Genomic DNA, 15334 nt, shown 5'->3' on the forward strand with positions numbered 1-15334 from the left:
TAACATTGTGATTGACTTTTTGATTTGACCTAAGCTCGATGAAATAATTCCTTGCCCGATTTCAATTGACTTTGAGGTATGGGCAGGTAGAATTTCAACATTATCGTTCAATGCTGTAATCAAGTGAAGTGTATCATAAAGCATTGCTGCTTTCAGCCAAGTTTCGTGTTCGTTGGCTTTTAAATCAGGTCGTCCAACACTATCTATAAATAAAGTATCACCTGTCAGTAAAACACTATCCTCAATTAGAAAAGAGGTGCTTTCGAGTGTATGTCCAGGCGTATGAATAATTTTTATGGGTGTGTTACCCAACAACAATTCTGTTCCATTTTTGACAGGTATAAAGTCGTAATTGACCTCTGCCAAATCAAGCATCAAATGCGCTGCTCCCGTGGCTTTTGCTAATTCTTTGGTTCTCGAAACATAATCTGCGTGGATATGCGTATCGGCTACTTTTTCAATGACATACCCATGTTGAACAGCAAGGTTCAAATAAATGGAAGGGTGAAGCGAGGCATCAATAACCATCGCTTTATGGCCTGCACCAATTATATAGGATAAACATCCTTTTGCTAATCGCCTAACTTGGATGATTTTAACGTTGCCGAGTTCGATAATAGCTGTATCCCATGCAAAATTCCACGCCTTCATACCACCTTCAAGCGAATAAGCGTCATAGCCATTTTCGGATAATAATTCGGTAGCAAAAAGACTTAGGTTTCCACCTGCACACAAAGTAACTATGGGAAGTAATTTATCAAGAAGCAAAAAATCGAATGCGTCTCTGTTTCCTGCCTTTAAATTTTCGTAAACGTTTAAGTGGATACTTTGTGGAATGTGCCACTCGGTTCTTTCGGATAAAGGGCGAATGTCTAAAATAGACACTTTTTTGTCCGTCGCCAACCAATCACTCAGTGTCTGAGTATCAATTGTTTTGACTGTTGCCATTGTAGAGGGGATTAGTTCTTCACAAAGGTCAGACAGCTACAAATGCAATCCTTTTACATTTGTTAAATAATCACTTAATGTTGGCTCTAATCCGACTCAAACTTACCTGTGTAATGCCCAAATAAGAAGCGATACATTTGAGGGGAACCCGTTGTACGATGTTGGGGGTGTCTTGCAGAAGAGCCAAATATCGTTCCTCTGCGGAATGGAATTGGATACTTTCGATTCGGTTGACTGTTTCGACATAAGCACGCTCAAAAATTTTTCTAAAAAGTCGTTCAATTGATGGAAAAGTGTCGTAAAGTTGGAACAACTTATGGGCATTGATAGCGACAATTACGGCATCTTCCACAATCTGAATGGCTTTTCGGGAGGGAGTACCCGTAAAAAGACTTTCAACTCGTGCAATTATGGTGTTCTCGGTGGAAAAAGATTCTGTAATGTCAATCCCGTCTTTGTAATAATAAATTCGTGCGATACCTTTTTTGACAAAATAAATGGTTCGGCAAGTGTGTCCAATGGATTGGAGATTTTCGTTTTTCTTGATACTAAGGGTAGAACATATTTCAGTAATGGCTATTTCAGCCTCTTTTGGCAATGCTTGAAATCGGTTAAAATACATCAAGAGTTCTTTCATGATTTTTTAATTACCATTTGATTGAAAACGTTCCAATTCCTTTCTTAACGTCTCATTGTCGGTTACGTACCTTTGCAATTGTCCTTTCAAATAGGCATTTTCGGAAAGCAGGGCGGAGATCATCTTTTCTGTTTCGTCATAAGGCACGGCTTGTTCGGCGGCTTTGGCTTGGTTGGCGTAACCACGACAAGTAGCTGAACAATATTTAGCCGTTGAGCGACTGGCAAAGTAAATGGTTCCACACCAAAGGCAGGTTTTTTCAAAGACTTTGGCGTTGTATTTGAAGTTGGAGCGGTCTAATTGAGGCATAAGGGTAAGCGGTTATCTTATAGTAAAGATAATTGAAGATTTTTATATATCAAAATTATATCGTGATAATTCCGTTATAAAATCATTTAATAATTACTATACTGATAAATCCAATCTCTTCTTCAACTCTCTCCAATCAGGCATTAATCTCGTTTGCAACTCATAAAATGCCGTATTATGATATGGAATCACTAAATGACATAACTCGTGCAAAATTACATACTCAATACAGGCTTTTGAAGTTTTGATAAGATTAGGGTTGAGTAATATGTTTCCTGCAACAGTGCAACTTCCCCAACGCTTGAACATTGAGAGTATCTTGAAATGAAGTTTTTCTTTACGCTCTTCTTCCAATGGTAATTTTTCAAGACACTTCTTAAAAATAGGCCCAAACTTTTCTTTCGCTTTTATTATATACCATTTTTCCAATGCTCTCTTAATTGTTATTTTATTTGATTTATCAATGGTGTAAACTTCAATATATCCGCCTCGGAAAACCACTTCTTGCTTCGGCGATTCGATGACCTTCAAACGATATTGCCGACCTAAGTAATAGTGCGTCTCACCCGAAACGTATTTTCGGGGAGTAGTTTTGGGTTGAAACTGCTGAAAATTATCCAGTTGTTTTATTATCCAAGCAGCTTTGCGATATACCTTTTCCTTGATTTGTTCTATCGTGGCATCTATTGGGGAAATTACTGCTATCAATCCGTCGGGATAAACCGTAATTTCCAAACTTTTACGCTTCCGATATTTAATCGAAAACATAATTTCTGTTGAGCCAAATTTGATACTATGGTTTTCCATTGAAACGAACCTTGGCAAGGTTAATAAACTTTTCAATTAAATCATCAAGCGTACTCATATTCCAGTCTAAGCCATAATCGCTTTTGAAATCCCACAGTAAATCATCAAACGCCGTTCTCAATTTTCCTACTACTTCACTTTTGTTTTGCCAATCAATAATAGCAACGCCACCAGTAAACACGATTTTTTGAATCGTGTCATCAATATGAATCGTTAACAATGTTGTTTGACCTATTAAAGTTTCCATTCCTTTTTCTGCTAAAATTCTGTAAATCGCTTGGGCCGTATCTCTACCTTGAAGTAACTCGGGTATATCGTCCGACTTACGATTTAAAACAGACTCCTTAATTTCATTGACCTTATTCAAAAACTCAATTTCGTTAATCCGCTGTTGCCGATAGGCTTCTAAGGTGTCTTTAATCATCTCCGAAAACCGCTTGTAAAATGCGGGATCTTCTTCCATTTTTTCCGTAATGGTCTTCTGAGTTCGACTGGCAATAGCGTGTGCTTTTGAGGCAGTACCTACTATTTTTTGAACCTCCGCTTCAAATTTTTCTCTGTCAAAGATATTGACTTGATGGGTAATGCTAACAATTTCATCGGCAGATACGTGGGTGTCTATCAGCTTCTGTATTTGTCCTTCAAACTGCTTATAGTCAATTTCTAATGAATAGATTTGAATAACGGTTTTTCGTAAATTCTGAAAAAAGGCAAGGTCATTTTTGTATCTTTCTTGTTCTGATTCAGGGGCTTGGGTGGCAAATTGATACGAAGAAAGTGCCATTTTAAGCAATCGAGCGAAGCGAGATAGCCTTTCAAAAAACAAGGTTCTTAACGCTTCATCTGAAAGCAAATTTTCGTATGCTGTCGAGTCTTTCTTGTTTGTTATTGTTTTGAATATGTCCCAAACCATTGAATGAGCCTGCGGCAATTGCTGAATCTCTTCTTGGATATTGGTGATGGTATCTTCCAAGTCTTTATTATCGTAGTCTTCATAACTCGTATATAGTTGAAGGGTACGGTTTAATTCTTCAATGACACCGTCGTAATCAATGATGTAACCAAACTCTTTGCCTGCATATTTTCTATTTACTCGGGTTATGGCCTGAAAAAGCGTATGCTCCCGTAGCTTTCTGCACAAATACAGCACTACATTGCGAGGGTTGTCGAAGCCCGTCAGTAGTTTATCAACCACGATGATGAGCTCAGGTGTATCACTTTTTTTGAAGGCTTGCCGTAGGGTTTCATCGTATTTTTTGGCGGTACCGTACTTATCCAGCATCTTTTTCCAGTGCATCAACACCTCATCGCTAATGTGGCCGTAGGCATCTTCTGTTCCTTCTCGGTCGTCGGGTGGCGATACCAATACTTCACTTGATACCAACCCAATTTCGTCTAAAAACCGTTTGTACCTTACGGCGGCTTGCTTGTTGGGCGCTACCAATTGCCCTTTGAAGCCTGTTCCCTGCCAGTTGTCTTTATAGTGTTTAGAAATATCCCAAGCCTTGGCATAAATCACCTGCTCCCCTGCCGTAAGCGTATCTTGACGGCTAAATTTTCGCTTCAAATCCGCCCGCTGATAGTCATTCAACGGCTCCGAAATCTTATTGAAGTAGTTGTCTAAGGGTCTTTCGTTGACGTTGAAAAGCGGTGAACGGCCCTCAAACAACAGCGGCACTATTGCCCCGTCGGCTACGGCATCAGATACGGTATAGCTGTCTATGATACCACCAAACTTAGCAGCGGTATTCTTTTCTTTCTTCATCAAGGGAGTACCTGTAAATGCAATAAAACAAGCCGTGGGCAGCACCCGTTGCATTTTTACATTCAGCGTGCCGTATTGGGTACGGTGTCCTTCATCTACGAGTACAAAAACATTTGGAGTGGTAATGGCCTCCGTCATTTTTTTAACGGCAGCATCAAATTTGTTGATAATGGTTGTAACAATGGCATCCGAGCTTTGGCTTAAATAGACTACTAAATCGTTGCCTGTTTTGGCTTGTACTACTTCTTTATCGCACTTGGCGAAAGTCTGGTAAATTTGGTCGTCTAATTCTACACGGTCAGTTACTAAGATAATTTTCGGATTTGGAATTGTTTTTTCCATGGCCAGTAACTGCGCAAGCATGACCATCGTGTAAGATTTGCCACTCCCCTGCGTGTGCCAAATCACACCGCCAGTCCGCACCATAACGCCTGGTACTACGGGCGAAGGGCTTGAAATTTTGAGCCGCTCTAAGGTTTTCCGAACGCCAAAGTATTGCTGATATCGAGCGATGATTTTGGCACCAGCGTCATAAACTACAAAGTTAAAAATCAAATCGAAGAGCCTTTCGGGACGACAGATATTGTATAGGTGTTCGTCCTGACTTGTGATACTCCACTCCGCTCCGATGGCTTCTTGGTATGGGTTATATTGCCCTGTTCGCTCTTCATTGCGCAATAGGTTATTCCAATAAATGATATTGTTAATGCTTTCGTTTTTGAGGGTCTGTAAGACTGCTTTTTGATTTTCTTCGGCTTGTCTGTTGGTATATTGCTCTCGCCATGCTCCCCAAAACGCCTCTTCGGTGGCGGTGGTGCCATATTGGGCGGTGTTTTCGCACAGGGCCATACAAAGCTGGGAAAACACGTACAAACCACGGATGCCGTCTTCGTTTTGGTTGCGTAAATGCTGTGATATGGCTTGGCTGAGGGGTCTATCAATCTTGGGGCTTTTGCACTCTATCACCACCAACGGAATGCCATTGACGTACAAAACAATATCGGGACGATAGTGACTGGTGGCAGCCCCATCAGAACGATTAGACCGCTGAGCACTGAGTTCTTCTGTTACATGAAAAACGTTATTAGCGATATTATGCCAATCTATATAGTGTAGTGTATAGCTTTTTCTGTCTCCCAAAATCGTCTCTTCAAAACTCTTCCCAAGTGTAATGAGGTCATAGATGTATTTGTTTGAGGCCATAAACCCCTCTTGCAGCGGATAATCTTGTAATGCATAGATGGCATTGCTTATGTTGGTTTCTGAAAAGCTATGTTCTCGACCTTTGTAGCGAAAAGCGTTGTTTTTATGTATTTGTTCCCGCAAAACCTCCTCCAATACGATGCCGCTGGTCTTGCCACCCCGAAGTTTAAGGGCTTCGGAAGGGGTCAAATACTTGTACCCTATGGCTTGCAAGGCCAGCAGAGCGGGTATTTGGCTTATATCGTCTTCTCGGTAGGAGTGATTCATAATTTTAGACGTTTAATTATTTGCTTCTTCAATGATTTTCAGTGGTTAAACGGTTGCAAAATCTTGCCTGTAAAATGTTAATAGGTTGGAAAATGTTTACCTAAATGCTTTCGCCAAAGCTGGATTGCTTTCTCTTTCTTTGTTGTTTTAACAGCGATTTCTCCATCTTCTATGAGGGCATCAAGAAGGCGAAAAAACGCCTGTCGCTTTGGCAATGTATTTATATTTCTCAACAAGTCATCATTCGGTTTTACTGGCATATTACAACTAAAACCCCTTTTAAGAGTTTGCCTGATACTTACTATGGTTTCTAAAAATGCTATATCATCTCGACTGTGTTTTTCGTGATGGGTAGCTGCTAAAACGGTCATAGCCACTCCTTTGGGCATTTCAATCTGTTGGCCGTGGTAAGTTGCCCAACCTTTTAGGTAGCGAATAATGTGCGTCAATTGAACATTTCTACTGCCCTTATTTTCTTTATACCATGCCTCAAATTCGGTTGCATCACTCGAAATCCAACCGTTTCGAGTAGCCAATTGTGGATTGCGCTCTCCCCTTAGCTGTTCTAAATAAAAAATAGGTACATCAATGTGGATTTTTGATTTCTCAACATATTCTACTCTAACACATTTGTTTTTTCGAGTAGGTGCATATACAGTACGTAATTCGTGTAGAGCATTATAGACTCGCTCAATAAGTGTAGCAGGTTGTACATTGGGTTTAGGATAAAAATAGACCCCAAAATCTATGTCCACGGTATCGCCTTGCTTGCGAATCATGGTGCTGATACTTTTTGAACCTTGTACCTTGAAACCCTTTACATTATACCCTTCCCTTTTATCGAAATACTTCCTCAGTTGTTTTTCTACCCCATATTGGGCAGTTTTCAAGCGGTCAAAGGTCGTCCTTGGTATATCCAAGTTACTCCGATAGGTGATGAATTGTTGATGACAATTTGCCATGACGTTCTCATTTTATAATTACTAAGTGTACACTTAGTTTTGTGTTTTAGGGTGATTTAGTTGACCTTTATTGTACATTGTACAAAAAACATTGTACTTTATTTGGAAATATTCAAATATTTAAACACTTTTGCATCAAGTCGACTCGGTCAAACCCTTGTTTGTATCGGGCCGCAACAATCAAAATCCTTTTGAGCCTTGGTTTGTAACCAGGGCTTTTTCATTTTCTGACAATTCCGAGTGGATCGTTTCTACTGGCTTTTTTTAGCAAAATAGATTCCAATTCATCAAAAATTTTATCTAAACCAAATTTCTTCAAACTACCCTTGGGAAACTCCTTGCGATAAAGTGTATGTGCTACAAAATCTGCCGCTTGTATGAACATCGAGTGTTGAGAACTACGCATAAAAATATCTTCAATGATATTGTCCACGGGTACGTTATAAAACCCCTCATAATGCGATGGGGTTGGATTATATACTCGCATTTTGCGTAATAGTTTTCTGATATTTGCATCTTGACAATCATCGCTTACGATAATTCCACGGCCTTTATGCATTTTTTTTAAATACGTATCAAAACGTTGAATAAGTCTTGCCCAAGCCAGTTCTTGAAAATTTGTCTCTTTTGGAAAATTATTTTTATTCAGTACAATATTGATAATAACTGCATTATTGAAAATGATGGGTATTTGGCGTACAAATTCTTTCAAAATATTGATTCTTTGAGACTTATGTATTTTTTTATACTCTTCGATTTTACCGACCCGTATCAATTCAGCAGCATGAAGTTCGGTTCTAATCAACAATCCGTAGGTGTCTTTTAGGTGTTTGCGAAACGCTTTCATCCTATTCAGTGATTCTTGCCAATCGTCTTCACTCACGACAATCCCACTCAAAATATAGTGCTGTGAACCATATTTTGAGCATCCGTTGTCTCCACTTTCGTCCACGTACATGATTTGCATAGTTGTTAGGTTGTTTTCACCCGCACCTTTCCCGTCAATAACTGCTGCATCAGCCCCCGTTTTTGGGCTTTGAGTTGCTCCAAATACGCCTTCGTTTCCCGAATCTCAGCATCGGCAGCGTTCAGGATTTCGGCAATGCGGATTTGCTCAGCGAGGGGGGGAAGGTTGATTTTGAGTTTTACTACTTCCCCTTTTGAAATATTGAACCTTGTTGAGCCTTGCGCTAATTTGTACATCTCAATTCTAAATTCTCTACAACGAAACAAATACCCTGCAAACTCTGGAAGTAGAGTTTCAAAATCATTTAGCCTAAATCCAAAACAAAAACTATTCAAGTAGTAGCCTTCTATTTTTCGAAGAAATACAGAAGACATGCCCACTTCATCGGGTGTTTCTGACGATACAGTAAAAAAAATATCACCGTATCGAACCTCATTTTGATTGTCTGTTTGTGAAATATCAACTAATCCAACATCTGACAAATCAATTATGGTATTTTTGAAGATATTGAGATAAGTAATATATGGCTTCCCTCTTCCGAAATCTTCTGCCGACTTTCCCGTAATTCCATTAAATGTGCTCCCTATCTCCCCCAATCTCACTTCTTTCCAGTCGGTTTTTGGGCTAAGGAGTTGTTGCATGAGTCCTTTTTTGCGTTTTTCGAGTTGGGCCAGTAGGGCAGTGGCGGTTTGGGTGGCCGTATCCCAAGTGCCCAATATGGCCGCTATTTTCTGCTGTTCGGGAAGGGGGGGGAGTATAATAGGAAAACTAACCACATCACTTTTTGTGATATTGGGGTCTTTTCGACTACTTGCCGCAAAACCTTTCCAATCTTCTATTTTACAATTTAGCCAGTTCAACAAAAAGTAGGGTTCAACAACTTCATAGTTTGGAAGAATTGCTGAAAGAGCCTGATTTACACTTGCTTCTTTTTGAAGAAGACCTGTTCGCCCTATTTGATTAAACCCGCCATACATCGCTACCAATACCGTTCCCACTGGCATTTTTTTTAGAGATGTCTCCTTCATTGCCAAATCAGTTACTTTTTCTTGGGTATCGTTGATGAAGTGATTGTTTAAATCTGTGGTTTTAACCCATAAATGAGTTCCTTTTTCAAAATATTCATTTACGGCTCTTGAAGGTGTTGTACCTGATGTAATATTGAATACTTCCCCTAATTTTTTGAGGGACCAGCCGTTGGGGAGGGTGTGTTTGGGGTTGTTCATAGAGGTAAAATAGGTAAAGAAAATGGCGGTTTTGTTTACTTGTTTTGAGAATAGGTAAAGAAAAATGGCATTTTCTTTACAGTTTAGGGACATTCATAATCGTTTCAAAAAGCCGTTGATTGATATAATAGGTTTCTCGTCCTATTTTGTGTTTTTGCAAAATACCTATTTCAATGAGTGCGTCGAGGTATTTGATAGCCGTGGGTTTACTCAATAACAACTCGTTCATCACAAACTCAATTTTGGTGTAGGGGTGGTTAAACAAGTTGTTGAGTAGGTCTTGGCTGTATATTTTGGGGAGTTGGCTCCGCATGGTATGCTTCACCTCCTGCATTTGGGTTTTGATGTTTACAATCATTTGGGTGGTTTGCTGGGCTGTCTGAGCCACGCCTTCGAGCATAAACAGTAGCCACGGTTCCCAATCTTGGGCTTGGCGGGTTTGTTGCAGCAGGCGGTAATATTCGGCTTTGTGCTGATTAATGTAGCGGCTGAGGTACAGAATGGGGAGTGTCAGCAGCCCTTCTTTAACCAAGTATAAAATATTGATGATACGTCCCGTGCGGCCGTTTCCGTCGTAAAACGGGTGAATACTCTCAAACTGGTGGTGAATGATGGCCATTTTTACCAAGGGGTCGAGGTCTGAGCTTTCCGAGTCATTGATGAACTGTTCGAGGTTTTGCATCAACGCCACAATTTGGTCGTGGGTCTGTGGAGGGGTATAAACGGTTTCGCCAGTTTGTTCATTTTTGAGGGCGGTTCCTGGCAATTTCCTAAAACCCGCACTGTTTTCTTCGATGATGCCCTGTATCTGAATAATGTAATTGTTGGTCAGGATGCCGTGCAAACGAACCTGCCCATAGCCGTGTTTGAGGGCTTGGGCGTAGCTATGCACCTCTTTGGCGGCCATAGTTGCAAAGTGACGTTTGAGGGCATCACTTTGGTAAAGTTCGTCGTGCGTAGTGATGATATTTTCGATAGCCGAACTGTCTTTGGCTTCTTGCAAAGCCAGCGTATTGATAATGATGGCATCGTTAGGGATGGTTTGGGCAATACCTTTCAGTTCAGCTAACTGTTGGTGTGCCTTGGCTGTTTTTTTCAATACAACCCTTGTTTCGATGTCTTGGGGTAGTGGCAGTAGCGGTATGGTGTATTCCATGTTGGGCTTGGTTAGCGTTTCAATAATTTGGGTAGTAATACACTAAATCTTTTCTTTGATTCTACCTCTACTTTGCTGGGTTGTTCGTGCTCAATTCCACCACCCTTCCAATCGCCAGTAGCTACCCAGTTTTCGTAATGATATAGCCATTCTGATGCCCAAGGGACAATGGTTTCTACAATCCATAAACCGCTGTACCATTCATTATTTTTGGGATAATAGAGGCAAAGCTCCTGCTTGTTCTGCGAATATACATGAGGGAGTTTTTTGCCTTCGGGGATGAACAACGCAGAGTGAACTTTGGTAATTGGCGGCTTACCTTGGAAGTATGTTACGCTTATTTGATAGAGTTGACTAATGGGATTGGGCTGTATGCCCCCTTTCCACCTGATACCCAAACCGTGTGCCAGTACCGTAAAATCAGACAACGGGAACAAGGTTTTCAACCTTGCTCCCTGCATAATAGGAGTCATTTTTTTAATCTTTATGGCTCCCATACGGATTGTGTTGGGTTACGGGTACACTTTTGGGCGTATGTTGTGAGCTTAAAATACCTGTTCCTGCGGCCATAAAGAGACGATTGGCTTCTCGTTCTTTCAACGTTTGTTCAGCTATCTCGTTGAGGGCTTTATTTACTACACCCTCACCAAAATATTCTTTCAAAGGTACTGATAGTTCGGGGCGCCCTCTTTTTTGAGCGAGCTGTTCAAAGTCTCCCCTTGCACGGTTTAGCCATTCAAAAAACAGTCGTTCTTTTTCGGGATTCTCTGCCCATTTATCAGCAAAGTTTTCGAGTGGATTTACGGGGTTTTTAACAACTCTATTACCTTGCTCATCCAGCTCAATAAAACTTGCCATTCGGCTCAGTACATTGCGTAGGGCTACAAAAATATCGGTTTCGTTTTGGTAGGCTTTGGCTGCAAGGGTCGTAATAATTATCGAAATAGGTGCATTGGGATTGTCGCCATAGCATAAGTCTCGGTGGCGTTTCAAAAGTTGCACTACCCGCTGTAAGGGAGTTTTCACTTGGTATTCGGGTATAGCATCCATACTTTTTTTCAACTGCTCTGCCAAAAGTAAACGACGGCGGTCAAACTCAACCCTCATACACTGCAAAAACCACAAGGCATAGCCTTCGGGATTACTCTTAGGAAAATCAATGTCGGTATGCCAAGTTTCATTGTCCGTAATACAAAGGGCATGAATGGCCAGCGAACGAGGTACAGCCAGTAACGAAGTGAGTTGCTGAATATACTGAGGGCTATCAGGAATAGACGGTACGATGTCTAAATGAAAACGAAACTGGTCATTGTATTGCAGTCGCCAACATCTCCGTTTTTCGGGCGCAAGCATACGCTTGTAAGTTTCATTCGCTTTCAAGCGATCACCTACTACTTTTTTTAACCGCTGTTGTGTAACTTGGCTTTCGGAGATATGTAGTTTACAAGTCAAATCAACGTCGTACTCTTCATCTTCCAAGAGCGGTCTAATCACTGTTCCGTACCTAAAAGACCCTTGTGGGCTGATATGCGGACGGTATGGTCTTAATGGTGAATCGGGGGCATCTAACCAACTTGCTACGGCTTGATAACTCCGTGTGGCAATTTCATACTGGGTATCTGTAAGGTCTAATTTTTCAGCAATTTTATCAAGAATTTTGCTGTACTCTCTGTCTATTTCTGGGGTCATTTTTAATCAATTTTGATTGTTTGGTAAAACCCACTGGCTGGGTTTTGAAAATTTTGGTCGTAAACGAGCATCGGTAAGTCTGCCTTAGGCATTCTTACTCTTCCCAATTCAATTGCCATGGCACTGGGCATTGCAGGGAATACGTGAATGAGGTTATTTTGACCATGGCGGGCCTTTATTTCATTCAAGAGCAATCGCAATTCCGTTCTAAACCGTGCCAATTGCTCTCTATTTCTCAGAAAGTCATTGTTGGGTTTGTTCACTGTAAATGTCCAAATCGAACATTCCTCACCTAATACGCTCACGATACGGTCTTCCATAATGGTAGCGCTCAACGCAAATACCAAAGCAACGGTCGAGTAACTATTTTGAGGTTTGATTATCTCAAAAGTTACCTCGTCCATTTCATTCAACCACTTCCATGTTTTCGGCTCTCGATGAAGCTGATAAACCTCCGTTGGGTGTAAATCACCCAATAGGCTACCCAAAAGAATCAGTAAAGGCTGGGGAGCTAACCCAAAAACGGATAGGTGTTTGATTGTACCTTTTTCCTGTTTTTGCTTTATTTTATCACCAAAATTTGCTCTTAGGTTAGCTTCTTCCATTACCCAGAACTCTTCTCGATGATCAATTACACCGCTATTTAGCAACCCTAATTCTATTCCGTAATTACTTGACGGATAATACTTCTCCGAAATCGTATCAAAGGCATCATTATACGTTAATAAAACCTTCTGATTACCGATATTCGCCCCAAAAAGTAAAATTTCAGACTCTGTTTTATCCTTGAAATCAGTCAAGCGCTCTATCAGTGCCTCATGCCGTCGTTTCATTGCTACAAGTCTTTCGATGGAATGGCTTACAACTTCAATTCTATCAATCAAACGATGATGTTTGTCACACATTAGCATCAGGTTCTCAAAGTCCTGACAGTGTTTAGGTGATAAAATTATATCTCCCCTTGGTCCGTCTGGTTCTGCTGCGATAATGTGAGCAATGTATGCAGCATTATAGTTTCTTTTTGTGAGGATGTCCCGTGAAAGAATCTCATTACATCCTTCATACTGACACCTACCTGCGGCTCTTGCCCAAAGCAGATTTACTACTTTCTCTGGAATTTCTTTTCTATTCTTTTTCTTTTTTTCTCCCTCGTTTTTCATGGCTGTAATTACTTAGATTCCTAATTCCTGCAAATAGGCTTTCATTTGCTGCTTAATATCGGTCAATCGGTTTTCAAGATTATCAATCTCGCTTTGGGTAGCTTTCAGATCTATTTCTGGTTCTTCCTCAAATGTGTCCACGTAACGAGGAATATTCAAGTTGTAATCGTTTTGGCGTATTTCCTCAATATCAGCACGATAGGCATATTTAGATTCAATTATTCCTGCTGTTGATTTGGAGGTTTGAAACGCTCTGTATGTTTCTGTAATATGATTGATATTTTCCGTGCTGAGTGAGTTTTGATTTTTTCCTTCTGCATATTCCTTAGAAGCATCAATAAAGAGTACATCGGAGGTTTGTTTGCCTTTGTTAAACACCATGATGGCAGTAGGGATGCCTGTTCCGAAGAATAGATTGGCAGGCAAACCAATGACGGCTTCGAGCACGTTGTCTTCGATAAGTTGCTGGCGAATCTTGCCTTCGGCTGCACCTCTGAACAACACGCCATGCGGCACAACTACGCCCACTTTACCTTTACCTTCATAGGCGGTTTCTATCATGTGGCTAATAAAGGCGAAATCACCTTTTGATTTCGGTGGAACTCCCCGCCAAAAACGATTATGACGATCATGCCCTGCGTCTTCGGCTCCCCACTTATCAAGTGAAAATGGCGGATTGGCTACGACGATGTCATACTTCATCAGATTGTCGCCTTCCAGCAATAGCGGGTTATTAATAGTGTCGCCCCAACGGATGGTAGCATCGTCCATACCATGCAAGAACATGTTCATACGGGCAAGCGCATACGTTGAGCCGTTTACCTCTTGGCCGTATATGGAGAAATTATTAGAGCCAATTTTTTGAGCGACTTTAATCAATAAAGAACCTGAACCGCAAGTAGGGTCACAAATGCGATTGCCTGGCTGAGGGTTCATTAAGGCTGCCAAAAGTGTAGCAATTGGTGAAGGCGTATAAAACTCCCCAGCCTTTTTGCCTGCGTCGGAGGCAAAACGTTCAATTAAAAATTCGTAAACATCACCAATAATGTCCGCTGACTCCAAGTGTGACGGTGTTAAATCGACATTTTTGAAATCTTCAATGAGGTTTTTCAGGCGTCTGTTACGGTCTTTGGTCTGCCCTAAATTCGACTCTGAATTGAAATCAATATTCCGAAATACGCCTTCCAGCTTAGTACGGTTTGAGTCTTGCAACTCTTCAAGTGCTTCGTTGATAAGTTCGCCGATGTTGGGTTCGTTGCGATTAGTATGGAGATAGTCGTATTGGCAATGCTCGGGCAATTGGAAACGTTCGTTTCGCATGGCTCTTTCGGTTCGTTCGGTGTTGCCATCGTAGCGGTTCAGATGGTAGTTGTAGCGGTCTTTCCATAAGTCAGACAGGTACTTCACAAACAGAAAAGTCAAGATATAATCTTTGTACTGACTGGGGTCTATTACCCCCCTGAATGTATCACAGGCTTTCCAAACGGCATTGTTAATCTCTGATTGGGTAATGATTTTAGACATGGTCTTGGGTGATGATTTGAGTGAATATCCCGTGAAATAGTTGTTCTTTTTTTTCGAGTAATTGAATCGTAATTGCTCGTTCCTGTTGGTAAATGTGGTGCAATTGAATGATTTCTTTTTGTTCAGCCAATGAAATTATAGGTACAGGCAACTCTTGGAACTCTTTTTTGTTCAAAACAGGTACAGTCAAAGTAGAACTAATCATGGCCTTTATTTTTGACTGAGTTGCTGGGTGATTCAGATAGATGGCAAGAAACTGAGGCAAGATGGTTCTATCTTGTAGTCGAATCACAAAAAACAGCGAAGATGCCACAGCAGGCAAATGATGTTCATTGATATGAAAAGCAGCATTTTTTAGCCCTTTGGCTGGTAAAAGTATGTCACCAGAAGTTAAGAATTGTCTTTCGTTATTAATTTCAGTTTGGTTTATATAAGATTTATCTTTGCCTAAAACCAGATTTCCATAGGCATCAAAGTCACCAATTTGCAAGTACAACACCCCGCCAGTTGCGCTTCTTTCTTTGGCATATACACCAAAGAGAATTTCCGCTATTTCTTTAATTGGTTTCATAGCTTATTAACAATACAATGATGATTTTTAGTTCAAATAGTCTAATTATTTTTTATTTTATTTTTATGTAATGATTATTTGTGATATTATCCTTAAAGAAATGATTAAGATTTATGAGTCTATAACCTTAGACCGAAACCTCT

Annotated in this window: 14 protein-coding genes; all 14 read right to left on the reverse strand. The window is 40.6% G+C overall.

Translation table 11 applies throughout. The annotated features are described in order from the left end of the window. Positions 1-948, reverse strand: a 948-nt coding sequence (locus FHS57_RS28760) for an MBL fold metallo-hydrolase (protein WP_183979787.1), incomplete at its 3' end; no start/stop codon positions are given. A gap of 70 nt (positions 949-1018) precedes the next feature. Then, a complete protein-coding gene (locus FHS57_RS28765; protein ID WP_183979788.1) occupies positions 1019-1585 on the reverse strand; it encodes a Crp/Fnr family transcriptional regulator in 567 nt (188 codons plus the stop codon). Positions 1586-1591: 6 nt separating this feature from the next. Continuing rightward, positions 1592-1894, reverse strand: coding sequence for a hypothetical protein (locus FHS57_RS28770; protein ID WP_183979789.1), 303 nt, complete (start codon positions 1892-1894; stop codon positions 1592-1594). Between the two features lie 96 nt (positions 1895-1990). After that, complete coding sequence (locus tag FHS57_RS28775) at positions 1991-2701, reverse strand: M48 family metallopeptidase (protein WP_183979790.1); 711 nt, start codon at positions 2699-2701, stop codon at positions 1991-1993. Continuing rightward, a complete protein-coding gene (locus tag FHS57_RS28780; RefSeq protein ID WP_183979792.1) occupies positions 2688-5936 on the reverse strand; it encodes a type I restriction endonuclease subunit R in 3249 nt (1082 codons plus the stop codon). Before FHS57_RS28780 ends, FHS57_RS28775 begins: the two co-directional genes overlap by 14 nt. 77 nt (positions 5937-6013) lie before the next feature. Beyond that, positions 6014-6898 (reverse strand): CBASS cGAMP synthase, encoded by an 885-nt coding sequence (locus tag FHS57_RS28785; protein ID WP_183979794.1) that lies wholly within the window; start codon positions 6896-6898, stop codon positions 6014-6016. 220 nt (positions 6899-7118) lie between these two features. Further along, complete coding sequence (locus FHS57_RS28790; protein WP_183979796.1) at positions 7119-7865, reverse strand: DUF3800 domain-containing protein; 747 nt, start codon at positions 7863-7865, stop codon at positions 7119-7121. 5 nt (positions 7866-7870) lie between these two features. After that, complete coding sequence (locus FHS57_RS28795; protein WP_221225759.1) at positions 7871-9184, reverse strand: restriction endonuclease subunit S; 1314 nt, start codon at positions 9182-9184, stop codon at positions 7871-7873. Beyond that, positions 9168-10247 (reverse strand): Fic family protein, encoded by a 1080-nt coding sequence (locus FHS57_RS28800; protein WP_183979799.1) that lies wholly within the window; start codon positions 10245-10247, stop codon positions 9168-9170. The genes FHS57_RS28795 and FHS57_RS28800 overlap by 17 nt, the downstream gene beginning before the upstream one ends. Positions 10248-10258: 11 nt before the next feature. Beyond that, complete coding sequence (locus tag FHS57_RS28805; RefSeq protein ID WP_183979801.1) at positions 10259-10720, reverse strand: type II CBASS E2 protein; 462 nt, start codon at positions 10718-10720, stop codon at positions 10259-10261. 4 nt (positions 10721-10724) lie between these two features. Then, positions 10725-11936, reverse strand: a complete 1212-nt coding sequence (locus FHS57_RS28810) for a nucleotidyltransferase domain-containing protein (RefSeq protein WP_183979803.1) — start codon at positions 11934-11936, stop codon at positions 10725-10727. A gap of 2 nt (positions 11937-11938) precedes the next feature. Beyond that, positions 11939-13096 carry an SAVED domain-containing protein gene (locus FHS57_RS28815; protein WP_183979805.1) on the reverse strand — a complete coding sequence of 386 codons (1158 nt, stop codon included), beginning with the start codon at positions 13094-13096 and terminating at the stop codon, positions 11939-11941. Between the two features lie 12 nt (positions 13097-13108). Further along, positions 13109-14620: a type I restriction-modification system subunit M gene (locus FHS57_RS28820; protein ID WP_183979807.1), complete on the reverse strand. Its 1512-nt coding sequence runs from the start codon at positions 14618-14620 to the stop codon at positions 13109-13111. Next, positions 14613-15191: a restriction endonuclease subunit S gene (locus FHS57_RS28825; RefSeq protein ID WP_183979809.1), complete on the reverse strand. Its 579-nt coding sequence runs from the start codon at positions 15189-15191 to the stop codon at positions 14613-14615. Before FHS57_RS28825 ends, FHS57_RS28820 begins: the two co-directional genes overlap by 8 nt. Between the last annotated feature and the right edge of the window lie 143 nt (positions 15192-15334).

Origin of the sequence: Runella defluvii (assembly GCF_014195535.1) — a bacterium.
In the GTDB taxonomy this organism is placed as follows: domain Bacteria; phylum Bacteroidota; class Bacteroidia; order Cytophagales; family Spirosomataceae; genus Runella; species Runella defluvii.